Source organism: Ruegeria sp. HKCCD7251 (assembly GCF_013031165.1).
GTDB lineage: Bacteria > Pseudomonadota > Alphaproteobacteria > Rhodobacterales > Rhodobacteraceae > Ruegeria.
On record NZ_WPZC01000002.1, the window covers coordinates 306,090 to 328,068 of the forward strand.

Consider the following 21,979-nt stretch of genomic DNA (forward strand, 5'->3'; position numbering starts at 1 on the left):
CGCTAAAATCCAATGGCGCAAACCTGTTGCACGTTAATCGGGAAATGTGCTGGATATCACGACGCGCGGGAAAAATTTCGCGTCCGGGATCAGTGTCAGGGCGGCAGATGCAGTCAGAAACGCAGACATCACCAATACTCGCGTCGGTGCTGATGATCAGCGCCATGGCAATTATCGGAGTGATCGACAATGTGGTGGTGCTGTTGGCTGAAACGATTGGATTGTGGCAGTTCCACCTGAGCCGTTCTTTGCTGATGCTACCGTTGATTGTCGGGCTGTCGCTGCTGGGCCTGGGCAGCCTGCGCCCGAAACGGCTGGGGCCGGTTGTTTTGCGTAGTGTTCTGATCACCCTAGCCATGTTGTTTTACTTTTCTTCCCTTGCGCTGATGCCGATTGCGCAGGCGCTGGCCGGATTGTTCACTTCGCCGATCTTCGTGCTTTTGATTTCCGCCTTGTGGCTGAAGCAGACCATCGGACCGTGGCGCATATTTGCTGTCATCCTTGGGTTTTGCGGTATCTTGTGTGTCTTGCAGCCGAATCCGTATGAGTTTGACACGCTAAGCTTGCTGCCTGTCGCAGGAGGGTTGTTTTACGCCCTGAGCGCAATAATCACCCGCAGCCATTGTTCCGAGGAAAGCACCGTCTCGCTTTTGGCGGCCATGGTCATCACTTTGGGTGTGGCCGGGGCAATCGGGCTTGTGGCCCTGTCGGTGTTTCCACTTGAGTCTGTCGCCGGGCCGCAGGGCTTCGCGACCCGAGGCTGGGAGCCTAATATGACGCCCGCCGTGCCTTGGATTCTGTTGCAGGCCGGAGGGTCCACGATTGCCGTCTTTATGTTGATCAAGTCATACCAGATCGGGGAACCCTCGTATGTCGCGGTCTTTGAATACTCGGTTATGGTCTTTGGACCGCTTTTTGCATGGGTCGCCTTCGGTCAAACAATCGGAATGTTGCAGACGGTGGGAATTGGTCTGATCGCCACGGCTGGGGCATTGTTGGGGTGGCGCGCCTCGCGGGAAGTGGCGCGAAAGGTGGCGGCGTGATTATCTCGCGAGGGCGGCGCTATGTCTTTGTCCACATTCCCAAAACGGGGGGGACATCGCTTGCGCTGGCGCTGGAACAGCGTGCGATGAAAGACGACATTCTGTTGGGGGACACTCCCAAAGCCAAAAGGCGTCGCAAACGGGCCAAGTCGCTTAACGCACGCGGGCGGCTGTGGAAACACTCGACACTTGCGGATATTGACGGAGTTCTGACCGCCGACGACCTGAAGGACATGTTTACCTTCACGCTGGTGCGTAACCCATGGGACCGAATGGTCAGCTATTTTCACTGGTTACAGGATCAGGATTTTGATCATCCCGCAGTCTCGCTGGCCAAGGCGCTGTCTTTTGAAGACTTCGTTATGCACCCGGCAACACTACGGTCCTTTCAAAACTACCCGGCACGCCAATATATGACCACGGCAGAAGGGCAGGAGTGTTGCAGGGCCTATATTCGGTTGGAACATTTCGAACAGGATGCAGCGCCATTGTTTGCGCATCTTGGGTTTCAGTTCGATTTGCCGCGTGTGAATCCGTCAGTTCGTTCCAAGGGCTACAGGCAATACTACTCAGCCCGAACAGCCTCCGCTATTGCCAGTGCCTGCGCAGAAGATATCGACAGGTTCGGATATCAATTCGACCCGCCGAACTGATCACGAATTCAAATAAAATTGGGGGCGAAACTTGAAGCCATGCAGGGTGGTCTGCGCGGGCTTCCGAGAAAATGGAAAAGCTGGCGCATAAGGACATGCGCCAGCTTTGTTAATTTAGGCGGCTTTTGCTTCAGGGTCGAAGCGGCCATAGAAGGTCTGACCCTTCTCAGCCATTTCACGCAACAGCGGCGGGCAGGCGAAGCGATCGCCATATTTAGCCGATAGTTGGTCGCAACGCTCGGCGGCGTAGGGGGCACCAATGATATCTACCCAGCTAAGTGGGCCACCGGACCAAGGTGCAAAGCCCCATGCCAGGATCGCACCCACATCGGCCTCGCGGATATCTTCTACCACGCCTTCCTCCAGCGCGCGGACGGCTTCTAGAACCTGGGCGAACATCAGACGTTCTTGAACCTCGATCAGGTCGGGCTGATCCTCGGCCAGCGGGTATTTGTCTTGCATCCCTTTCCAATAACCCAGGCGCTTGCCCTTTTCGTCATAGTCGAAGAAGCCGGATTTAGACTTCCGCCCCAGACGGCCCTGTTCTTCCATCCAGAACATCAGATCGTCCGCCGGGCTTTCGGGGTAGGCATTGCCCATCGCTGCCTTGGTCGCGCGGGCAATCTTGGCCCCCAGATCAATCGAGGTTTCATCAGTGAGCGTGATCGGCCCCACAGGAAAGCCCAATTGGCGTGCGGCGTTGTCGATCAGCACGGGGCTGACGCCTTCTGTCACCATGCGGGCACCTTCGTTCAGGTAGGGAATGATACAGCGGTTGCAGTAGAAGAACCGCGCGTCATTAACCACGATCGGCGTCTTGCGGATTTGGCGCACATAGTCCAACGCCTTGGCGACTGCGCGATCCCCGGTTTCCTTGCCTTTGATGATCTCGACCAGGAACATCTTCTCGACCGGCGAGAAGAAGTGGATGCCGATGAACTGCTCGGGCCGCACGCTTGCCTTGGCCAGATCGGTGATCGGCAGGGTCGAGGTGTTCGACGCAAAGATGCAATCTTCGGGGATAATAGCCTCGACCTTTTTGGTCATGTCGGCCTTGACCGCGGGGTCTTCAAACACGGCCTCGATGATCAGGTCACAGCCTTTCAGCTGATCCAGATCCGGGGTCGCGGTGATCTGGCCCAGCATGGCGACTTTCTTGTCCTCGGTGACTTTGCCGCGCTTCATGCCCTTGTCCAGATAGGCTTCGGTATAGGCCTTGCCCTTGTCGGCGGCGGCCTGATCACGGTCGATCAGAACAACCTCCATCCCGGCTTGCGCAGATACCAAGGCGATACCGGCCCCCATCATGCCTGCACCTAGAACGCCGATCTTCTTGACCGACTGATCGGGGATACCGGCGGGGCGCACGGCACCCTTGTCCAGCGCCTCTTTGTTCAGGAACAAAGAGCGGATCATCGCGCCGGAAGAGGGGTTCATCAGTACGGTAGTGAACCAGCGGGCCTCGATCTTCAGCGCGGTGTCGAAATCAACTAACGCACCTTCGTAAACCGCGCTCAACAAGGCTTTGGCAGCAGGGAATGCGCCTTGCGTCTTGCCATGCACCATCGCGGCAGCACCGACGAAGTTCGGGAAACCAGCCGGGCTGAACGGAGCGCCACCGGGCATCTTATAACCTTTGGCATCCCACGGCTTGACCAGATCGGCGTCTTTGGCGTTCAGAACCCATTCTTTCGCTGCAGCCATCGGGTCTGCTGCGATCTCGTCGATATAGCCTGCGCTTTTGGCCTTCTTGGCGTCCAACATCTTGCCTTCCAGCAGCAGCGGAGCCGCAGCCATTGCGCCGACCTTGCGGACCATCCGTGTGGTTCCGCCTGCGCCGGGGAAGATGCCGATCATAATTTCCGGCAGGCCGTATTTTGCCTTGGGGCTTTCACCGGCAAAGATGCGATGGGTCGACAGGGGAAGTTCCATGCCAATACCGGCGGCGGTTCCGGGCAGAACGGCCGCAATCGGCTTGCCGCCCTTTTTGGTCTTGGGGTCCATGCCAGCCAACTCGATTTTGCGCAGCAGCTTGTGCATGTTCATCGTGCCTTCGAACAGGCCCTTGGCCGGGTCATCACCCGCCTGTTCCTTCATCACGGCCAGCAGGTTCAGGTCCATGCCACCGGCAAAGGATCCCTCTTTGCCCGAAGTGATGATTATGCCTTTGACCTCATCGTCAGCCAGCGCCTGATCAATGCAGGCATCCAGTTGTGTCAGCCCGTCAAAGGACATCACGTTCATTGATTTGCCGGGAACATCCCAGGTGATTGTACCGACGCCATCGGCGTCTTTGGTCAGGGTAAACTCGGTCATCCGTCGTCTCCTATCTGGTCAGCCGTCAGGGGGCTGCCGTCTTTCCGGGTGAAGGATTCGCCATCTGCGTCGTCCTTCACCATCATGTCCAGGTCGCTGTAGTAAGCGGTCTCGGTCGGGGTCCGCGTGCCCACCACCAGAAAGGTCGCAGGCGCGTCGGTTTTGTTCACAAAGTGGTGGCCGTTGGGCTCACCTGCGGGCCAGGCCGCACAGTCACCGGGCTGCATCTCATGTTCACCGTCATCGTCGATCAGGGTGCAGGTGCCGGAAAGCACAATGGCAAACTCGTCCTGCTCCATGTGGTAGTGCCGCAACGAGGACATCCCCGCCGGTTCCAACCGCACGATGTTGACCCCGCATTGGGTCAGACCGCCCGCATCCCCCAGTCGCTGGACGAAACGACCTGCGGTCGCCTCGGCCAGTTTGCCGGGATAGGACGACCCCTCCACAAACGGGATCCGCGAGAGATCCAGCTTGGGCATTACACCCTCTCGATGATGGTGGCTGCACCCATGCCCGAGGCCACGCACAGCGTCGCCAGACCGGTCTCTTTGTCCTGGCGCTCCAACTCGTCCAGCAGGGTGCCGATGATGATCGCACCGGTGGCGCCAAGCGGGTGACCCATAGCGATCGAGCCGCCGTTGACGTTGACCAGTTCGGGGTCGACATCGAACGCCTGCTGGAAGCGCAGCACGACCGAGGCAAAGGCTTCGTTCACCTCGAACAGGTCGAGGTCCGAGATCGCCATGCCGCTGTCAGCCAGAATTTTCTGTGTCACCGGCACGGGGCCGGTCAGCATGATGGTCGGGTCCAGACCGATCTTCGCGGTGGCCTTGATGCGCGCGCGCGGTTTCAGGCCGTGCTTTTCACCAAATTCCTTGTTGCCGATCAGAACAGCCGCGGCCCCGTCCACGATGCCCGAGCTGTTGCCCGCATGGTGGATGTGGTTGATCTTTTCCAGATGCGGGTATTTCAGCAGCGCCACCTTGTCGAAACCGGGCATCTGCTCACCCATCATCTGAAAGGCGGGGTTCAGGCTGCCCAAGCTCTGCATGTCGGTGCCGGGGCGCATGTATTCGTCGCGGTCCAGAATGGTCAGGCCGTTGCGGTCCTTGACCGAGATCACCGATTTCTCGAACCGATTCTCTTCCCAGGCTTGCGCCGCACGGCGCTGCGATTCCATCGCCAACTGGTCGGCTTGTTCACGGCTGAACCCGTATTCAGTTGCGATGATGTCCGAGGAAATCCCCTGCGGCACGAAATAGGTGTCCATCGCCACGGTCGGGTCAATGGCAATCGCTGCCCCGTCGGAACCCATGGGCACGCGGCCCATCATTTCCACGCCACCGGCGATGTAGCCGTCACCAGCACCGCCTTTGACCTGGTTTGCCGCCAAGTTCACGGCCTCCATGCCCGATGCGCAGAAACGGTTGATCGACAGGCCGGGGATGCTTTCATCCAGGTCCGACGCCAGAACCGCAGTCCGGGCCAGACAGCCGCCTTGTTCCATTGCCTGAGTGGCGTTGCCCCAGATCACGTCCTCAACGGCGTGGCCTTCAAGGTTGTTACGCTCCTTCAGCGCGTTCAGGGTCACGGCGGACAGTCGCACCGAGGTCACCTCGTGCAGACTGCCATCCTTACGGCCCTTGCCACGCGGGGTGCGCAGGGCGTCATAGATATATGCTTCGGTCATCAGTAGCTCTCCTTAAGCTCGATCCGGTGCTTGGCCGGGCATCAGGTCATAGGGTGGTTGCCAACCGGGCTGTTCAGACAGCCGCGTCAGCCATTTGTCGATATTGGGCCATTCGGCGCGGTCAAAGCCGAAAGGTTCGGGGTAATACAGATATCCGCAGCAACTGAGATCGGCGTTTGTCACACCGTTGCCAACGATCCAGTCGCGGCCATCCAGATGAGCGTCAAGAACTTGATAAGCCGATTTCAGACGCCCTTGATTGAATGCAATAACGTCCGCGTTGCGGTGTTCAGCGGGCAGGAAGTTCATCAGGAAGCGTGTCAAACCCGCCATCGAACTGAACTTATGGTTGTCCCAGAGAACCCAACGCAGAACCTCGTATTTCTCTTCATGCGTTGTGCCGCCGAATTTGCCGGTTTTTTCAGTGATATATGCCTGAATCGCGCCGGACTGGCTGGTGCGAAAATCACCATCAACCAACACCGGGGCTTCACCCATCGCATTGACGTAGTCGCGGTATTCAGGGGTCCGTGTCTCGCCCTTGAAGAATTCGACCTCGATCGGCTCCCAATCCAGACCGGACAATTCAAGCGCCAGAGCCGCCTTGTAGGAATTTCCGCTCGCGCCGAAGCAATATAGTTTCATGGTCATGGTCGCGCCCCTCCCGTGGCGTTGATCGACTGTTTTTCACGCGTATCTTTAGCAGCAAGAACCTGTCATTCATGAATGACGTTGCGGTCTATTGCGCAAGTTTCTTCTTGTTGAAAATACGCGGTTTTCCGGGTTCTGTTTGCTTTTGGTTCAACGCTTGCGCGCCTCTAGCTCGGAATTGAAAACCCGGAGTCGGTGGGTCAGGTTGTCCTGATCAATGACGCTGTTGAAGTTTTCAAAAAGGAAAGACAGCGCTTCGCCTTCGTCCAAGCCTGCTTCGCGGGCGAACCCCCTAAGCTTGCGGTATCCGTCTTCGGTCATTGCGACCGGAAACCGGCGGGTTAAACGAAATCGTTTCGGCATGTCTTTCCCTCCCGAGGAACTGGCTCCGGGGTCGCCCCCGGAACCAGGTAAGGATCAGAAGTTTGCCGCCTCCAGTGCCATGACTGTGTCGGCGCCGGTCTGGATACGTGCCAGATGCAGGCCGGTGGCCGGCAGGCGACGCGCCATGTAGAACTGGCCGGTGGCAATCTTGGTCTCGTAGAACTCGGTATCCGAGGCTGCGCCGTCAAGGGCTGCATAAGACGCTTTTGCCATTTGCGCCCACATCAGGCCTAGGCAGACATGGCCGAACATGTGCATGAAGTCGTTCGACCCGGCCAGCGCGTGGTTGGGGTTCTTGGCACCGTTCTGCATGAAATACATGCCAGCGGCCTGCAAGTCCTTCGAAGCCGCCTTGAGCGGTTCAATGAACGCTTTGTCGAAGGCTTCGTTCTGGCCGCCGTTTACCTTGCAGAAATTCTTGACGATCTCGAAGAATGCCATGACGTGCTTGCCGCCATCGGTGGCCAGTTTGCGGCCCACAAGGTCAAGTGCCTGAACGCCGTTTGCACCTTCGTAGATCATGGCGATCCGCGCGTCGCGGGTATATTGCGACATGCCCCATTCTTCGATGTAGCCGTGGCCGCCGTAAATCTGCTGGGCCTGAACGGTCATGTCATAGCCCTGATCGGTCAGGAAGCCCTTGATGACCGGCGTCAGCAGCGAGATCAGGCCGTCCGCGTCCTTGTCTTCCGAGCGGTGCGCCTGGTCGATCAGCGTGGCACCCCACAGGATGAATGCCCGTGCGCCTTCGGTGAAACTTTTCTGATCCATCAAGTTGCGGCGGACGTCGGGGTGGACGATCAGCGGGTCTGCGGGACCATCTGGGTTTTTCACGCCGGTTACGTCACGGCCCTGCAGGCGGTCCTTGGCGTATTCCAAAGCGTTCTGATACGCGGCCTCGGCCTGCGACAGGCCCTGCATACCCACACCCAGACGCGCTTCGTTCATCATGGTGAACATAGCGCGCATACCTTTGTTCAGGTCGCCCAGCAAAAAGCCCTTGGCTTCGTCATAGTTCATCACACAGGTCGAGTTGCCGTGGATGCCCATTTTCTCTTCGATCTTGCCGACCGAAACGCCGTTGCGTTCGCCTAGCGAGCCATCTTCGTTCGCCATGAACTTGGGAACGATGAATAGCGAAACACCCTTGATGCCCTCGGGGCCGCCGGGAACCTTGGCCAGCACCAGATGGATGATGTTGTCGGCCATGTCGTGATCGCCGGACGAGATAAAGATCTTTTGACCCGAAATCTTGTATGAGCCGTCATCTTGGGGCTCGGCCTTGGTGCGCATCAGGCCCAGGTCGGTGCCGCAATGCGGTTCCGTCAGGTTCATGGTGCCGGTCCATTCACAGCTTACCATGTTGGGCAGATAGGTGGCTTTCTGTTCGTCGGTGCCGTGCGCCAGAATGGCCGAAGCCGCACCGTGGGTTAGACCTTGATACATGGTGAACGCCTGGTTCGAGGCCGAGAACATCTCGCCCACGGCAGTACCCATCACATAAGGCATGTTCTGACCGCCGAATTCCTCGGGCATATCTAGGCCGGTCCAACCACCTTCTTTCATCTGCTCGAACGCGTCCTTGAAGCCGGTCGGTGTGTAAACGATGCCGTTTTCAAGGCGGCAGCCTTCGGTGTCGCCAACGGTGTTCAGCGGATGCAGAACGTTCGAAGCAATCTTTCCTGCTTCTTCCAGCACGGCACCGGTGAATTCGGTGTCCAGTTCGTTGTATCCGGGGATGTCCGACCCCGAAATGTTAAGCACTTCGTGCAGGATGAACTGCATGTCTTTGGTGGGCGCGTTATAGACGGGCATTTGAAGCTCCCTTTAATATTCAGATGTCCGGGTGATTAGAGACCGCCAGGGTTACTCGGCGGCGTTTTTCTCGTTCTTCATCGAGGCGATGACTTTTTCGCCCCAGCGCAACTGCTCTTTCATTTCGCTGATCGCCTGGTCCAGTTCGTCCCGGCGGGATTCCAAGTCCACCAAACGTTCCCGCGCGATCTCAAGCGTGCGGGTCATCTGGGTCATCTGCTGATCGCCGACGTGGTAGAGATCCAGCAGTTGCCGAATTTCCTCCAGGCTGAACCCAAAGCGTTTCCCGCGAAGGATAAGCTTCAGGCGTGCCCGGTCGCGTTTGGTGAACAGGCGTTTCTGCCCTTCACGGATCGGAAACAAAAGTTCTTTTGCCTCGTAAAAGCGCAATGTGCGTGGCGTGACGTCATACGTCTCGCACATTTCACGAATGGTTATCAGATCTTCGGTCATGGGTTCAGCACTCTTGATCACTGGCGTTTTCAATAGTTAGTTGCGCAGTCGATGCGCGTCTTACAACACGGAGGTGTAGTTTACGTAATGCAAACGCTACGTCACTTATAAGTTGACGTAACATCCGTTTACGTCAAGCACCTTGGGCGCCAAGATCAAACGAACGTGACGTCACAATTCCTGACAGATGAGGTTGTGCTGATTTGCGGCGGCAGGACACGGCGATCCGGCGAATTTGAAAATGGCCGGTCCCTTAGGGTGACACCGTGAAGAGGGGAATCGGCGCAGCGCCTGCCGCCCCTTGATTATTCTAGCGAACTGGCGGTTTGATCACGCATGCTCTGCAACGCGTCGACCGCCTCATCCAGTTGCTGTCGTTGCTTTTCCAGCTCGACTAGCTGCTGGTCGGCCAATTCAACGAAGGCCTTCATTTGGGCCTGATTCCCCTGATCTTCGTAGATCAACAGCCACTGGCGAATGTCTTCCAAAGGAAAGCCGTATTTCCGCCCCCGCATGATCAGCGTCATCCGGGCACATTCCCGAGGGCCATAGAACCGCGACCTGCCTTCCCGTTCGGGTTGCAGCAACTCGATATACTCATAGTAGCGCAGGGTACGCGGGGTTACATCGAACTCGGCGCACATCTCTTTGAATGACAAACGATCGTCGGACATTCCTGATCTCCTCTGGGACAACCTATGGCCTGCCGCATGCAAGCGCAACAGGCAGGCTTGCTCTTTTGCCTGCCCCTCGCTCATAAAGGGAGAAACCAAGAGGACACAAGTACATGGTCGACAATGCGACGATTGCGCGCCAGTTCATCGAGGCGATTCCGCATGCCAAGGCGCTGGGAATGCACCTGACCAAAATCGACAGCGGCGAGGCTGAAATCACCATGCCGTACAGCGAACAACTGGTTGGCGATCCGCGGACAGGTGTGATCCACGGGGGGGCGGTCTTTGCCGTTTTGGACACCTGTTGCGGGGCCGCTGTCATGAGCCACCCCGCCGCCCCCGGGGGAACCGCCACGATCGACCTGCGGATTGACTACATGCGCGCCGCGACACCGGGGCAGAGCATCACGACCCGCGCGACCTGCTATCATATCACCCGCAACGTCGCCTTTGTCCGAGCAACTGCAATGGACGATGATCAGGATCTGCCTGTGGCGACGGCATCCGGGTCTTTCACCGTGGAGGGGCTGTAATGGCACGTACCCGTCCTGAGCCCATGCAAGTCGTAAAGCAACGACGCGATGCGGCTTTGAACGCTATCGTTGATGGTGTGCCCTATATCCGGTTTCTCAATATCGGATTTGACCGGCGCGGGGATGAACTGACCGGCGTGTTGAACTTCGACGAAAAGCTGATCGGAAACCCTTTTCTGCCAGCTTTGCATGGTGGAGTCACAGCGGCCTTTCTTGAAGTGACGGCAGTAATCACCCTGAGTTGGGAGTTTTTCTTTCCCCGGATCGAAAGCGGTGAACTGGATGCAGAAGATATCTTCAAGGATGACACGGTGCGGTTCCCCAAAACGGTGGATTTCACTGTTGACTATCTGCGGTCCGGCTTGCCACGCGATGCATATGCCCGGGCCTTCGTCAGCCGTTCAGGTCGGCGATATGCTTCGGTGCGGGTTGAGGCGTGGCAGGACAATCACGCGCGCCCCTATGCGCAGGCCACAGGGCATTTTCTAATGCCACAACCACCGACCACCAAAGAGTGACGGCTGTGCAGGATGCTTCGGCACCCATAACGCATAAGCGGGTGCTGAAGATTGCGGTACCCATTGTGCTGTCGAATGCCACAGTTCCCATTTTGGGGGCCGTGGATACTGGTGTTGTCGGACAAATGGGCCAGGCCGCGCCAATCGGGGCCGTCGGTATGGGCGCCGTCATCCTGTCCGCGATTTATTGGATTTTCGGGTTCCTGCGTATGGGAACCACAGGTTTGGCAGCACAGGCACGCGGGGCAGGGGACACGGCCGAAACTGGCGCTCTTTTGATGCGGGGGCTGCTTTTGGGCGGTACGGCGGGGCTGTTTTTTGTCCTGACGCAAATCTGGGTGTTCTGGGGCGCGTTTGCCCTGTCGCCAGCCAGCCCCGAAGTTGAGGCACTAACGCGCGACTATCTGGAAATTCGAATCTGGGGGGCTCCGGCGACAATTGCGCTTTATGCGGTGACCGGCTGGCTGATCGCGATCGAACGGACAAAAGGGGTGTTCATCCTGCAGATCTGGATGAACGGCTTGAATATCGTGCTGGACCTTTGGTTTGTGCTGGGACTTGGCTGGGGCGTCGAAGGTGTTGCGATTGCGACATTGATCGCTGAATGGACGGGTCTGGCTTTGGGCCTCTGGCTGTGCCGCAGCGCGTTTGGTGGCAATCAATGGCGCGACTGGCCGCGAATATTCGATCCCGCCCGCCTGCGCCGCATGATGCAGGTGAACAGGGATATCATGATCCGTTCGGTCCTTTTGACCGGCTCGTTTACGACCTTTCTGTTTGTCGGATCAGATCTGGGCGACGTCAACCTGGCGGCCAATCAGGTCTTGTTGCAATTTCTCGAAATCACAGCGTTTGCCCTGGACGGGTTCGCGTTTTCTGCCGAGGCCCTTGTCGGGGGGGCGGTTGGCGCTAGGGATCGGTATCAGGTGCGGCAGGCCTCGGTTATGGCGTCGCTCTGGGGCGTGGGCGGAGCCTTTGTGCTGGGGGCAGTGTTCTTTTTGGCCGGACCTGCGTTGATCGACGTTATGTCCACCTCGGCTGAAGTGCGGGTTGCCGCACGAGAGTATCTGGCCTGGGCAGCATTGGCCCCAGTGATCGGCGTGGCAAGCTGGATGTTCGACGGTATCTACATCGGCGCCACGTGGACTCGTGCAATGCGGCAGGCGATGATCCAATCCGTCGCGATTTATGTCGTGGCGCTGTTTGTCCTTGTCCCGTGGCTGGGCAATCACGGGTTATGGGCGGCCCTGATGGTGCTGAACATTGCCCGGGGCGTCACGTTGGGATGGCGATACCCCAGACTGGAAGCCCAGATCGCCTAGAGCAAGGTCAGCAGATTTTCAGAAGGCCGACCAATAACCGCCTTGCCGCCTGATATCGCCACAGGGCGTTCGATCAGGATCGGATTGGCAGCCATCGCTACAATCAAGTCATCCTCGGGCGTTGTCTTGGACAGGCCCAGTTCCTTGAAACGCTTTTCGCCGGTCCGCATCATTTCGATGGCAGGAGTACCTAAGCTTTGCAGGGTGGCGCGGATTTCTTCTGCCGAAGGCGCATCATCCAGATACTTGCGGATTTCAACCTTTGCGCCGTTTTCCTCTAGCAGAGCAAGCCCGGCTCGGGACTTAGAACAGCGCGGGTTGTGCCAATATTCGATCACAGCCAATCCTCTCGTTTGCTGCCAACGGCCTGCGCAACAGCTTCAAACCCATCGCGGGCCAATAGATTGTCCAACCTCTGCGCAATGTCAGAGGCAAGGGAAATGCCGCCGAATACCATGGCCGTATAGAACTGAACGGCCGACGCCCCGGCGCAAATCTTTGCATAGGCCTGCTCGGCCGAGCTGATGCCGCCGACGCCGATCAACGGAACCTGCCCGTCTGTCAGCTTGCTCAACTGTGCCAGAACGCGGGTGGATTTTTCAAACAGCGGCGCGCCGGAAAGACCACCAGCCTCGGACTTATGAGGGCTGCTCAGGCCGTCGCGCGACAGTGTCGTATTGGTGGCGATTACGGCGTCTACACCTGTTTCGCGGGCCACGTCGGCAATATCCAGAAGTTCGTCTTCGGTCAGGTCCGGGGCAATCTTCAGGAAAATCGGCAAAGGACGTGCCAGTGCGTCACGGGTTTCAATCACGCCGCTCAACAAGGCAGTCAGCGCAGCTTTACCCTGCAAATCCCTAAGCTTTTCAGTGTTGGGAGAGGACACGTTCACCGTGGCAAAATCCAGATGCGGGGCGCAATGCGCCAGCACCTTGGCAAAATCGCCCGGTCGGTCGTCGCTGTCTTTGTTCGCACCAAGGTTCAGGCCGATTACAGCTTCCTTGGGGCGCTGCGCCAGACGGCCTGCCATAACCTCCATGCCTTCGTTGTTAAAGCCGAACCGGTTGATGGCTGCCCTGTCTTCGGTCAGGCGAAACAGGCGCGGCTTCGGGTTGCCGGGCTGGGGGCGCGGCGTGACTGCGCCGACTTCGATAAACCCAAAGCCGGCACGGGACAGCGGGGCAAGAACCTCTCCGTTCTTGTCGAAACCGGCGGCCAATCCGACGGGATTCGGCAGGTCAAGCCCTGCAACTGTTGTGCGCAGCCTTGGCGACGTAATCGGTCCCGGTGCCGGGGCCAGCCCAGCCTTCAGGGCTTTGATCGACAGTCCATGGGCGGCTTCCGGGTCCATCCGGTGAAGGGCGGCAAGGCCAATTTTCTCGGTCAGTTTCATCCAAACGACTCTCCGCCCTGTACCGGGGCGCAGCGGATCAGGCGGGAGGTTTCAACCGCTGCCTGGCGGTGCACAACCGCCTTTTGATAGGTCAGGTCCGTAACCATCTCAAGGAAGGCATGTGCAGAAGGATACCGGGCAATGAATACGGCATCCCAACTTTCGTCGCTGGGGCCGATCAGGGTTGTCTGGAACGCGCCGCGCCACAGTATGGATGTCCCCAAACGTGCGATGATCGGCGCGGTTTCGGTTCCGTAGTTTCGATATGCCTGTGCACCGGTCAAGTCAGCCTTCGCCAGATCATGCCCGTCAGGGTATTGGGCCTTGGCCCGGAACTTCACAAGATTCAGCATCTCGATCGGATGGTCGCGGTCGAGGGTCTTGAACGCCTCGAATTGCGCGCGCTCGGGGTCGATATAGGTTGTCATTCCATCTCCTTGGGGAATTGGTGCGCATGTCCATCAAACGGCAGGGGGCGCGACCAGACAACGTCCGTCATGCGGATTTTGCGGTATAGATGGGGGAACAAAGCGCCGCCCCGCGACACCTCCCATTTCAAGTCGCCCCCCATCGCGCCCGCATCGCAGGCCAACAAGGTCAGCCCTGTGACACCCGCAAAGTGCTTGGTCGCGGTTTCAGCAGCCTGCGTCGCGGTCGAGAAATGAACATACCCATCCGAAACGTCGATCGGAGCGCCATCGGATTCGCCGTTGGACTGCAACGCGGCCCATTCATCGGCCCGAAAAATCTTGTAAATCAGCATGGGCTCGTGATGCCCCGCGCGACGGCTAGAATCAAGATGGATTTCCCCCTTTGACTCTTTGAACAGCAGAGCGCACCATCACGCCCAATAACAATAGGGAGTTTCAATATGTTGACCCGTTTCCTGGCTTCGGCCGCTGTTTTGGGCCTGACCGCAGGCATGGCGTTGGCCGAATACAAGCTGACGATCCTGCACACCAACGACATCCACAGCCGCATCGAGTCCATCAACAAATATGATTCAACTTGCGATGCCGAGGATGAAGCAGAAGGCAAATGCTTTGGCGGGGTCGCACGGTTGAAAACGATCGTGGACGCCCGTCGCGATGCGCTGAGCGGCGAAAACTATCTTTTGCTGGATGCCGGTGACCCCTTCCAAGGTTCGCTGTTCTATACGACCTATAAGGGCGCTGCGGAAGCTGAGTTCATGGAAGCAATCGGCTATGATGTCATGGCGGTTGGAAACCACGAATTTGACGACGGCCCCGAAGGTCTGGCTGCATTTGTTGACGTTGTCAGTTTTCCCGTAATCTCGGGAAATCTGGACCTGTCGTCTTCAGCGGAGCTGAAAGATCGCGTTGATGGGCATGTTGTCCTCGAGCTGGGCGGCCAGAAAATCGGGATCGTCTCAGCACTGGCGACGGACACGGTGGAAACCTCAAGCCCCGGCAAGGATGTCGTGTTTCAGGACGAAATCGAAAGCCTGACCGCCGATGTCGAGGCGCTGAAGGCCGAGGGTGTGAATATCGTCATCGCCCTGACCCATGTGGGTTTGGCCAAGGATATCGAGATTGCCGAAAAAGTTCCGGGGCTGGATCTAGTCGTGGGCGGGCACTCCCATACGCTTTTGTCCAACACGCAAGAGGGCGCGGCTGGGTCTTATCCCGTGATGGTCGGCGACGTTCCGGTCGTTCAGGCCTATGCCTATTCCAAGTATCTCGGCGAGGTTACGCTGACCTTTGATGATGACGGAAACCTTGTATCTGCAGAAGGTGAGCCAATCCTGCTGGATGCCTCGGTAACTCCGGACCCCGATATCGCCGCGCGTGTTGCCGAGATGGGCGCCCCGATCGAGGAAATGAAACAGCGTGTGGTCGCCAGTTCCGCTGAAGCGATTGAAGGAAACCGCGATGTTTGCCGCGTTCAGGAATGCCAAATGGGCAACCTTGTCGCCGACGCGATGTTGGCGCGGGTCGCGGATCAGGGCGCTCAAATCGCGATTGCCAATTCGGGTGGTCTACGGGCCTCAATCGACTCGGGCGATGTGACCATGGGCGAAGTGTTGACGGTTCTGCCGTTCCAGAACACGCTTTCGACCTTTGAGATCAGCGGCCAGGGCGTGATTGATGCTTTGGAAAACGGCGTCAGCCAAGTCGAAGAGGTCAAGGGCCGCTTCCCGCAGGTGGCGGGCATGACCTTCACATGGGACCCGTCAGTGGCACCGAACGAAGGCCGCATCACCGAAGTCATGGTGGCCGACGGCGACGGCTTTAAGCCCATTGACCCCGCCGCGACCTATTTGGTTGTCACGAACAACTATGTCCGCAATGGCGGCGACGGATACAGCATGTTCGAAGGTGACGACAAGAATGCCTACGACTTTGGCCCGGACTTGGCTGATGTGACGGCGGAATACCTTGCAGAAAACGCGCCTTACACGCCTTATCTGGATGGTCGCATCAAGCAGAAGTAACGCGAATTAGATAACAAAAATCAGGCCGCATCAGTCGATGCGGCCTTTTTTTGTTTCGGACCCGTTAGCTGAAATCGTATTCCGGCCAAAGTTCCGGTTCGAACCCTTGCAGCATCGGTTGAAGATGCTCTGAAACGTCGCGCCAACCGCCAATGGACTTGGTCGAGATTTTCTTGCGCACTTGGTCGATACTGGCCGTTCTGACCTGTTTGGTGTTCTTTTCCGGGTGCATCATGGTTTCGGACCATTTGATGTCACAGAATTCGGCAACCTGTTGGCTGTACGTCTTGGGATCGGCGACCAGCTTTTCGTAAGGAACTGTCAGAATTCTGTCGCCAAACACAGCGGTCCAATGCGTCATATAGCGGCGGTACAGGTTCGCTGTGTGGGCAATTGCTTCAAGGTTTGAGGCATAGCGCATCCCGCCAGCAGGGAACCTTCTGATCCATTTGGACAGACCAACGTCGCGCGGATCGCGCAGCATGTTGATGACTTTGGCATTGGGGAAGGCCGACAGAAGGAAACCCGCGCGCTGAAAGTTGTGCGGCATCTTATCGACAAACGCGGCGGAGTCGTGGGGGATTGGAGGCATCAACTTGCGGAATTCCCGTGCAAATTCCGCCGCCTCTTTTTCGCCGAACCGTTTACCGGTTTTCAAATGGGCCTGAGACAGGTCGCCGGTAATCGTAAGCTCTCCGCACCCCGCGATTTTGGGGTCAGAACTCAGCATCATTTCCATCAACGTGGTGCCGGAACGGGGCTGGCCCAGAACGAAAATGGGTTTGGGGGATTCCGAAAGGTCAGCCATGACCGGATCGACCCCAATGGGGAACAGGTCCGTGATCTGCGTCAGCTTTTCTTCTTCTGCTTGGAAATCATACGGGTTTGCTTCGTGCTGGACTGCATTGGCCCGCGCAAATTGAGGAAGCGCGGCGCCCAACCCTTCTGTCTTTGAGATCAGCTCGGCCTTGGCGAATTCCAACTCTGAAAGTTCATGCTCATTTGATTTGCGGGCGGCTTCAACCGCTGGCATCAGGTCTGGCGCGGTTTCCGCGTTCGCCATGGTTGAAAGTTGGAACAGCGTCGCCACATGCCCGGGCTCTTCGGTCAGAATCCGCTGCATAATTTCCTTCGACCCCGTCTTGTCGCCGCTTTGATGCAGGTTAACGGCCATCTGAAACGCAACATTGTGATTTTCAGGGTCCAGTGCATAAGCCCGGGTAATATCGCGCGCGCTGTCTTCGACAAACGAGATGCGCCCATAGGCTCGTGCACGCGCCGACAAAAGACCGGGGTTATCCGGGTCCGAGGCCAGCTTTCTGGAAGTATAGTCGATGATCAGACGCCAGTTGCTTCCCTTTTGCTGGATTTCGTCGATGACGCGGGTCAGTTCCTTGTTGTTGGGGAACTTCTCAAGCTTTTGTTCAGCAAATTCCAGCGCCTTGGGAATTTGACCGGTTTGCATCAGTGCGTTGGCAAGGTTTTCGACAAATTGCGGATCGTCCGGTTTCATCCGCGAGGCTTCGACGAAATGTGGTATCGACTTTCGATACTGCTTCATCTCGGTCAGGACAAAGCCGGAAATGGCGTGAAAATCCGTGTCTTTTGGGAACTTCTTGAGGCCCAACTGTGCTTTTTTCAATGCTTGCTGCAGCTTGCCTGCGTCCAGGGCCGACAGCGCCTTACTTTTCAGGGAACTTGCTGTTTGATTTTGCATATGACCCCGTGAGAACCTGTGCCTGTAGGAAATACTGTTGATGGTTCATTACCCATGTGCGGACGGTTTGCAATAACTCTTCCCAACGACGCTATGGCGCAGCTTTTTGCAGCTCGGCCTGCTAATACGTTGCCTGCCGTGCCCAACTTTAATGTTTGCCCGACAAATCAGGTGCATGTGGTACGGGCCGGAGAAAACGGCCGCACGCTGGACCCTCTGCGATGGGGGTTTCTGCCGCATTGGTACAAGACGGAAACCGCGGGTCCCTTGCTGATCAACGCGCGGGCAGAAACATTGGCCGAGAAGCCCGCCTTTCGTGCAGCTTGCCGCGAGCGGCGGTGCCTGATCGTGGCCACCGGGTTTTACGAATGGACCAAGACGGACCAGGGTGATCGGCTGCCTTGGTACATTCAACGTAATGATGGCGCGCCCATTGCCTTTGCTGGAGTCTGGCAAGATTGGGGGGGCGAGGGCGCGCGGCAAGGGACCTGCGCAATCGTCACAACGCCTGCCAACAAACACCTGAGCGCGATCCATCACCGAATGCCCCTGATACTTGAGCAAAACAACTGGCCCTTGTGGTTGGGTGAAACTGGAAAAGGGGCCGCGCGATTGATGCAACCGGGGGCCGAAGGTGTTCTTAGTTTTCACCGGGTGGATCCGGTGGTGAATTCCAACCGGGCATCTGGTCCTGACCTGATTGAGCCTGTCGATGCGTGATCGCTGTTCTTTCCAAACCGGGCAGGGCGGGTTAGACCGCTGACATGGTTCTGAAATTTTCCAACCTGCCCGAACTCTATGCGCATGGATTTGACACGGTGATCGACGTGCGCAGCCCTGCGGAATTTGCCGAAGATCATTTGCCCGGTGCAATAAACCTGCCGGTGTTGGACAATGAAGAACGCGCAAGAGTCGGCACGATATACGTTCAGCAAAGCCCCTTTCTGGCGCGAAAGCTGGGCGCGGCATTGGTGTTTCGGAACGCGGCTAATCATATCGAACGCAGCCTGTCCCACCACGAAGGAGGGTGGAAGCCCTTGGTATATTGCTGGCGCGGCGGGCAGAGGTCAGGGTCGTTTACTTGGATGCTGCAGCAAATCGGCTGGCGCGCCGAAGTTGTCGAGGGCGGCTATCGCACCTATCGCAGGTTGGTGAACCGTTACCTGTATGATGACCCGTTGCCCCACCGATTGATTGCGCTGGACGGGTATACGGGTACCGCAAAGACCGAATTGCTGGCCAAGCTCGGCGCGTGTGGCGTTCAGGTGCTTGATCTTGAAGGGCTGGCAAATCACCGGGGGTCATTGCTGGGTGAAATGCCCGGAGGACAGCCCAGCCAGAAGGCCTTCGAATCCGCGTTGGCAGCCCGTTTGTGCCTGCTGGATCCCGCCCGTCTGGTGGTGGTGGAAGCGGAGTCTTCGAAAATCGGATCGTTGATCTTGCCTCCAACCATCTGGTCCGCGCTTCGAAACGCGTCCCGTATTCAGATCGCTGCCCCGATTGAGGCACGCTCGGCCTATCTGGCGTCGGCCTATGACGACGTGTTGTCAGATAGTGACCGGTTGCGGGATCGGCTGTCTGCGCTCCGGTTTCACCGGGGCCACGATATTGTGGATGGGTGGGTGTCGTTGATCGACGCAGGCGACAAGAAGGCACTGACCCGAGCCTTGATGGAGCAGCACTATGACCCGGCTTATGCCAAGTCCAGCCGGGCGCGCAAAGCGCCGGTCATCGCCCATGTCGATGTTCCTAGGTTGGACGACGCGGGATTGGACAGTGCGGCGGCACAGGTCCAACAGGTTTTGGATCAGCTTTGAAGGCGCAGGCCGGGTGTGTCGGTCATTTGGCCAATAAAAACTGCGGGGTATCCCGCCTCACGTAGCGTCGTACAGGTTTGATGAGCGTGATCCGGGGAAACGGCAGCCAATAAGCCCCCGGCGGTTTGCGGGTCGAACAGCAAGTCGATCTTGCCGCCGGAGGGCAATTCGGGCGCCAGCGCGCGATTGTCATTGAACAGCGTGGATCTGACGCCGCCTTCGCTCAGTTCAAGTGCGCCGGTCATGATCGGGATTGCATCGGGATCAAGGGTCGCCCCGCAGCCTGAAGCTTCGCAGATACCCAAAAGATGCCCTGCGAGGCCAAACCCGGTTACGTCCGTCATGGCATGGGCGTCGGCCAGAATGCGCGAAGCTGCATCCTGCGGCTGGACCATCTGTTGAAATGCCTTTGAGACCCACGCTCCGTCCGCCGCGCCAGCCATTTCAGCGGCCATCAGGATACCGCTGCCCAATGGTTTGGTCAGGATCAGGGCATCACCGGTGCGTGCACCGGCAAGCGTGATCGGGTCGCGCTCACACAGGCCGGTCAAGGTGAAGCCGATGGTCAATTCGTCCCCCATGGAACTGTGGCCACCTACAATTTCAGCTCCGGCTGAACGGATAACGTCGTTAGCCGTCGTCATGACCTCGACCATCGTGCGGTGCTGCAAGTCCGGGGACATCCGGGGCAAAATGATTGTGGCCGTTGCAGCTTGCGGTGCAGCTCCCATCGCCCAGATATCACCAAGGGCGTGCACGGCGGCGATCCGAGTCATCAGGACCGGGTCGAGTGTGAAACCGCGAAGGTGATCCGATGTCATGACCTGCCGTGCGTTTCCGGTTAGCAGAAGGGCGGCGTCGTCATTGGGCAACGGCGTCACATCTGCGCGATCGGGTTGGGGCAGGTTGCGCAGGGCTTCCCGTAACGCGCCCCGCCCAATCTTTGCGCCGCACCCCCCGCACATAGGTTTGTCACCGACCGCGCTTTCCATCCCAGCGGCGTGGTCGCGGGGCAGCGCAGGTTGTGTCATCTGAGGCAGGTTGCGGAATTTGTTCATGAATGTCTGGTCGATGTGGTCCTTCCATTTCCACATCAACGCACCACTGAACGAGGTGCCCAGACGTTCGGCCAGCGCGGACTTTCCGCCCAAAGACACCAGTTTCAGGTAGTCCTTTTGCGGGACATACCGGCGCAGTTTTCCCGCGCCAAGGGCTGCGCGCAAGTTATTGAACAGAATGGGGGCTTCTCTTACTGCATAGACGCCTGCCTTGGGTCTTGGGCTTTCGGTCAGATGCGCGCAATCCCCGGCGGCAAAGACAGCCGGGTCACTGGATTGAAGGTGCCCGTCGACCTGAATAAAGCCGTCTTTCAAATCCAGCCCTATCTGCGCGATCCACTCATGGGCGCGGGCACCGGCGGCACCGGTTACAAAGTTCGCCGGAATCTGACGCCCGTCCTCAAGCAGCACATGATCGTTTGCAATCCGCGTGATGGTCGCGCCTTCGATGACTTCAATGCCAAGGCCGGACATCGAGCGCCTTATCGTCGATGCGGCTTTGACCTGCGTTGCGGTCAGGGCTTGGGCATTGTCGATCAACGTGACCTGCGCGGGTCGGTTTCTGGACTTCAGGGCATGGGCCATTGCCATGACCAATTCGACGCCCGCAATACCGCCGCCAATAACGACCACCGCAGCAGGGCCGCTTTGGTCGACAAAATCGCCCCATTTGGCTGCAAATGGCCCCAGCGGTTTGGCTGGGGTCGCGTGTTCGGCGAAGCCCTCAAGTCGTGGCATGTCCGAGGTGATGCCCACGTTGACCGAAGCCAGGTCAAACGTGATCGGAGGGCGTCCGGGCACATGCACATGTCGGTCATTCAGGTCGATTCCATCCACGGCCCCTAGAACGATGCGCGCACCTGCGAACCGGGCCAGCTTGACCAGATCGATATTCAGCTCGTGCCTGTCATAATGCCCGGCGACAAACCCCGGCAGCATGCCCGAATACGGTGCGGTCGGGCCGGGGTTGATCACCGTGACCCGAGCGCCCGGCAGCGGGTCCATCCCCCATTTCCGCAGCAGCAATGCGTGGGTGTGACCGCCGCCAATAAGAACCAGATCGCGGGTCAGGGGCAGCGGAGGTGTATTCATATCGCTAGTTCGCCGTATGGTCCGGTACGTCTTCGACCTGTTCGACGGCGTGGGTGGCCCAAAGCCCGTCCTCGCCCGCGTCTGGCAGGTTCTCGGGTTTTTCATGGCGGTGAATGTGCCACTTTGCAATGAACAGGGCCGTGATCGGGGCTGTCAGGAACAAGAACAACGTGATCAGCAGCTCATGCAGGGACAGATGATTTTCAATCAGAACTGAATGGATGATCGAAGCCACAAGAACGCCGCCCACCCCCAGAGTCGTAGCTTTGGTCGGCGCATGAAGGCGCGACATCGGGTCTTTCAGTTTGATCATCCCGTAAGAGCCCACGAACCCGAAAATCCCCGAGACGACTAGAAAGAAGGCGATCAAAAACTCGAAAATGAATGCCATG

Annotated in this window: 23 protein-coding genes; 8 read left to right on the plus strand and 15 right to left on the minus strand. The window is 58.0% G+C overall.

Features of this window, described 5'->3' with window-relative positions:
• Window positions 1-107 precede the first annotated feature (107 nt).
• On the plus strand, window positions 108-1,043 hold the full coding sequence (locus GOX75_RS07655) for a DMT family transporter (protein ID WP_171121992.1): 936 nt from the start codon (window positions 108-110) through the stop codon (window positions 1,041-1,043).
• Window positions 1,040-1,696: a sulfotransferase family 2 domain-containing protein gene (locus GOX75_RS07660; RefSeq protein WP_171121993.1), complete on the plus strand. Its 657-nt coding sequence runs from the start codon at window positions 1,040-1,042 to the stop codon at window positions 1,694-1,696. The genes GOX75_RS07655 and GOX75_RS07660 overlap by 4 nt, the downstream gene beginning before the upstream one ends.
• Window positions 1,697-1,810: 114 nt before the next feature.
• On the opposite strand, the gene GOX75_RS07665 is transcribed toward GOX75_RS07660, so the two are convergent.
• From GOX75_RS07665 to GOX75_RS07700, 8 genes are all read right to left on the minus strand, one after another.
• Window positions 1,811-4,012, minus strand: coding sequence for a 3-hydroxyacyl-CoA dehydrogenase NAD-binding domain-containing protein (locus GOX75_RS07665; protein WP_171121994.1), 2,202 nt, complete (start codon window positions 4,010-4,012; stop codon window positions 1,811-1,813).
• On the minus strand, window positions 4,009-4,494 hold the full coding sequence (locus GOX75_RS07670) for a cupin domain-containing protein (RefSeq protein ID WP_171121995.1): 486 nt from the start codon (window positions 4,492-4,494) through the stop codon (window positions 4,009-4,011). Before GOX75_RS07670 ends, GOX75_RS07665 begins: the two co-directional genes overlap by 4 nt.
• Entirely contained in the window at window positions 4,494-5,705 is a 1,212-nt protein-coding gene (locus GOX75_RS07675) for an acetyl-CoA C-acetyltransferase (RefSeq protein ID WP_171121996.1), read from the minus strand. Before GOX75_RS07675 ends, GOX75_RS07670 begins: the two co-directional genes overlap by 1 nt.
• A gap of 12 nt (window positions 5,706-5,717) precedes the next feature.
• A complete protein-coding gene (locus tag GOX75_RS07680; RefSeq protein WP_171121997.1) occupies window positions 5,718-6,356 on the minus strand; it encodes a glutathione S-transferase family protein in 639 nt (212 codons plus the stop codon).
• A gap of 150 nt (window positions 6,357-6,506) precedes the next feature.
• Window positions 6,507-6,719, minus strand: a complete 213-nt coding sequence (locus GOX75_RS07685) for a hypothetical protein (protein WP_171121998.1) — start codon at window positions 6,717-6,719, stop codon at window positions 6,507-6,509.
• 54 nt (window positions 6,720-6,773) lie between these two features.
• Window positions 6,774-8,555 carry an acyl-CoA dehydrogenase C-terminal domain-containing protein gene (locus GOX75_RS07690; protein ID WP_171121999.1) on the minus strand — a complete coding sequence of 594 codons (1,782 nt, stop codon included), beginning with the start codon at window positions 8,553-8,555 and terminating at the stop codon, window positions 6,774-6,776.
• Between the two features lie 51 nt (window positions 8,556-8,606).
• Window positions 8,607-9,008, minus strand: coding sequence for a MerR family DNA-binding transcriptional regulator (locus GOX75_RS07695; RefSeq protein ID WP_171122000.1), 402 nt, complete (start codon window positions 9,006-9,008; stop codon window positions 8,607-8,609).
• A 305-nt stretch (window positions 9,009-9,313) separates the two neighbouring features.
• Window positions 9,314-9,682 (minus strand): MerR family DNA-binding transcriptional regulator, encoded by a 369-nt coding sequence (locus tag GOX75_RS07700; RefSeq protein ID WP_171122001.1) that lies wholly within the window; start codon window positions 9,680-9,682, stop codon window positions 9,314-9,316.
• A gap of 113 nt (window positions 9,683-9,795) precedes the next feature.
• On the opposite strand from GOX75_RS07700, the gene GOX75_RS07705 reads away from it, so the two are divergent.
• The 3 genes from GOX75_RS07705 to GOX75_RS07715 are packed head-to-tail and all read left to right on the plus strand — an operon-like array spanning window position 9,796 to window position 12,055.
• Window positions 9,796-10,215 carry a PaaI family thioesterase gene (locus GOX75_RS07705; RefSeq protein ID WP_171122002.1) on the plus strand — a complete coding sequence of 140 codons (420 nt, stop codon included), beginning with the start codon at window positions 9,796-9,798 and terminating at the stop codon, window positions 10,213-10,215.
• Window positions 10,215-10,733 (plus strand): PaaI family thioesterase, encoded by a 519-nt coding sequence (locus GOX75_RS07710; RefSeq protein WP_171122003.1) that lies wholly within the window; start codon window positions 10,215-10,217, stop codon window positions 10,731-10,733. Before GOX75_RS07705 ends, GOX75_RS07710 begins: the two co-directional genes overlap by 1 nt.
• Window positions 10,734-10,738: 5 nt before the next feature.
• Window positions 10,739-12,055 carry an MATE family efflux transporter gene (locus GOX75_RS07715; RefSeq protein WP_171122004.1) on the plus strand — a complete coding sequence of 439 codons (1,317 nt, stop codon included), beginning with the start codon at window positions 10,739-10,741 and terminating at the stop codon, window positions 12,053-12,055.
• Here GOX75_RS07715 and arsC read toward each other — a convergent pair.
• The 4 genes from arsC to GOX75_RS07735 are packed head-to-tail and all read right to left on the minus strand — an operon-like array spanning window position 12,052 to window position 14,211.
• Window positions 12,052-12,393, minus strand: a complete 342-nt coding sequence (arsC, locus tag GOX75_RS07720; protein WP_171122005.1) for an arsenate reductase (glutaredoxin) — start codon at window positions 12,391-12,393, stop codon at window positions 12,052-12,054. The genes GOX75_RS07715 and arsC overlap by 4 nt on opposite strands.
• Entirely contained in the window at window positions 12,390-13,448 is a 1,059-nt protein-coding gene (locus GOX75_RS07725; RefSeq protein WP_171122006.1) for a quinone-dependent dihydroorotate dehydrogenase, read from the minus strand. The genes arsC and GOX75_RS07725 overlap by 4 nt, the downstream gene beginning before the upstream one ends.
• The gene (locus GOX75_RS07730) at window positions 13,445-13,876 is read right to left on the minus strand and encodes a DUF1330 domain-containing protein (protein WP_171122007.1); all 432 of its coding nucleotides are present in this window, start codon (window positions 13,874-13,876) and stop codon (window positions 13,445-13,447) included. Before GOX75_RS07730 ends, GOX75_RS07725 begins: the two co-directional genes overlap by 4 nt.
• Window positions 13,873-14,211 (minus strand): DUF952 domain-containing protein, encoded by a 339-nt coding sequence (locus tag GOX75_RS07735; RefSeq protein WP_171122008.1) that lies wholly within the window; start codon window positions 14,209-14,211, stop codon window positions 13,873-13,875. The genes GOX75_RS07730 and GOX75_RS07735 overlap by 4 nt, the downstream gene beginning before the upstream one ends.
• A gap of 108 nt (window positions 14,212-14,319) precedes the next feature.
• On the opposite strand from GOX75_RS07735, the gene GOX75_RS07740 reads away from it, so the two are divergent.
• The gene (locus tag GOX75_RS07740) at window positions 14,320-15,903 is read left to right on the plus strand and encodes a bifunctional UDP-sugar hydrolase/5'-nucleotidase (RefSeq protein WP_171122009.1); all 1,584 of its coding nucleotides are present in this window, start codon (window positions 14,320-14,322) and stop codon (window positions 15,901-15,903) included.
• Window positions 15,904-15,967: 64 nt separating this feature from the next.
• Here GOX75_RS07740 and GOX75_RS07745 read toward each other — a convergent pair whose 3' ends face one another.
• Window positions 15,968-17,620 (minus strand): sulfotransferase, encoded by a 1,653-nt coding sequence (locus GOX75_RS07745; RefSeq protein WP_171122010.1) that lies wholly within the window; start codon window positions 17,618-17,620, stop codon window positions 15,968-15,970.
• Between the two features lie 54 nt (window positions 17,621-17,674).
• Between GOX75_RS07745 and GOX75_RS07750 the strand changes: the two genes are divergently transcribed.
• Together GOX75_RS07750 and mnmH are read left to right on the plus strand one after the other, a co-directional pair.
• Window positions 17,675-18,340 (plus strand): SOS response-associated peptidase, encoded by a 666-nt coding sequence (locus GOX75_RS07750; protein WP_171122011.1) that lies wholly within the window; start codon window positions 17,675-17,677, stop codon window positions 18,338-18,340.
• Window positions 18,341-18,384: 44 nt separating this feature from the next.
• Entirely contained in the window at window positions 18,385-19,437 is a 1,053-nt protein-coding gene (gene mnmH / locus GOX75_RS07755) for a tRNA 2-selenouridine(34) synthase MnmH (protein ID WP_171122012.1), read from the plus strand.
• Here the strand turns inward: mnmH and selD are convergent.
• The gene (gene selD / locus GOX75_RS07760; RefSeq protein WP_171122013.1) at window positions 19,428-21,587 is read right to left on the minus strand and encodes a selenide, water dikinase SelD; all 2,160 of its coding nucleotides are present in this window, start codon (window positions 21,585-21,587) and stop codon (window positions 19,428-19,430) included. The genes mnmH and selD overlap by 10 nt on opposite strands.
• A gap of 4 nt (window positions 21,588-21,591) precedes the next feature.
• Window positions 21,592-21,978 (minus strand): Na+/H+ antiporter subunit G, encoded by a 387-nt coding sequence (locus GOX75_RS07765; RefSeq protein WP_171122014.1) that lies wholly within the window; start codon window positions 21,976-21,978, stop codon window positions 21,592-21,594.
• Window position 21,979: the final 1 nt, after the last annotated feature.